Annotated in this window: 1 protein-coding gene; it reads left to right on the top strand. The window is 63.3% G+C overall.

The annotated features are described in order from the left end of the window. The first annotated feature begins 48 nt into the window (after window positions 1-48). The gene (locus A5673_RS25450) at window positions 49-1251 is read left to right on the top strand and encodes an IS30 family transposase (protein ID WP_068238972.1); all 1203 of its coding nucleotides are present in this window, start codon (window positions 49-51) and stop codon (window positions 1249-1251) included. The last annotated feature ends 32 nt before the right edge of the window (window positions 1252-1283 follow it).

The following is a 1283-nucleotide window of genomic DNA, read 5'->3' as shown; positions in this document are numbered from 1 at the left end:
GCGTGGATTCATACGGTCAGTGCAACATCCGTGATTTGGGAGGTTGCCGTGCCGAGTGGATATCCGTTTCCGAGGTCGGTTCGACGGGAGTTTTTCGACCTTGTATGCCAGGGCACCTCGGTGCTTCAGGCCGAACGCGCTGTCGGTGTGTCGTTTCTGACTGGATCGCGCTGGTGGCGCGAGGCTGGGGCGATGAAATTGCGGGTCAACAGTTGGGGACGTGGTGGTTTGGCAAACCCCGGAGACGTGTCGCGCCCAGGCGGCCGTGGACACCGACTCAGCGCCGACGAGCGGGTGATCATCATGCGCGGCCGCGACGCCGGCCTCAGCCACGCCGACATCGGCAAGCAGATCGGCCGTGATCGCACCGTGGTCTATCGCGAGATTCGACGCAACAAAAATGCTGACGGCGATTACCACGCGCTGATGGCCCACGGCCGCGCCGCAGACCGGGCGCGTCGACCCAGACCGTTCAAACTCAAAGACAATCCGTTGTGCGCGTTGATCGAAGCGTGGATGGATGATGGGTGGAGTCCCAAGCTGATCGCCGATATGTTGGCCCGCGATCACCCCGATGACAGGCAGGCCCGGGTGAGCCACGAAACCATCTATCAAAGCCTGTATGTGCAGACCCGCGGCAGCCTGCGCGCTGATCTGCACAAATGCCTCTCCACCAAGCGGGCGGCACGCAAACCGCGGGGCCGCTACGTCAGCCGCGGCGTCTACAACGGCGAGGAATTCTCGATCAGCGATCGCCCCGCCCAAGCCGAGGATCGGGCCGTGCCCGGTTCCTGGGAAGGTGATCTGATCTTGGGCGTCGGCGGTGCCAGCGCAATCGGCACCCTGGTCGAACGCAGCACCCGTTTCACCATCCTGTTGCACCTGCCCACCGACCACAGCGCCCCGTCGGTCGCCGCGGCGATGATCGAGGCGATGAGCGAGCTGCCCGAGCACCTACGCCGTGCCATCACCTGGGACCGCGGCAGCGAAATGGCCAACTGGCGCGACATCGCGCTGCAACTCAACACCCCGGTCTACTTCTGCAACCCCCACTCACCCTGGCAACGCGGCAGCAACGAAAACACCAACCGGCTCTTGCGATTCTGGTTCGAAAAGGGCACCGACTTGTCCGGCTACACCAAAGCCGACCTCAAACGCATCCAAGACACCCTCAACCGCCGGCCCCGACCCACACTCAACCTAGACACCCCCGCCCAACGACTCGCCAAACTCCTCAAGCAAGCAGCCTGACCAGATGTTGCACTAACCGATTGACAATGCCC

Origin of the sequence: Mycobacterium sp. E3198 (assembly GCF_001667015.1) — a bacterium.
GTDB lineage: Bacteria > Actinomycetota > Actinomycetes > Mycobacteriales > Mycobacteriaceae > Mycobacterium.
The sequence above is the reverse complement of the archived record's forward strand: the minus strand, read 5'-3'. Positions and strand labels throughout refer to the sequence as shown.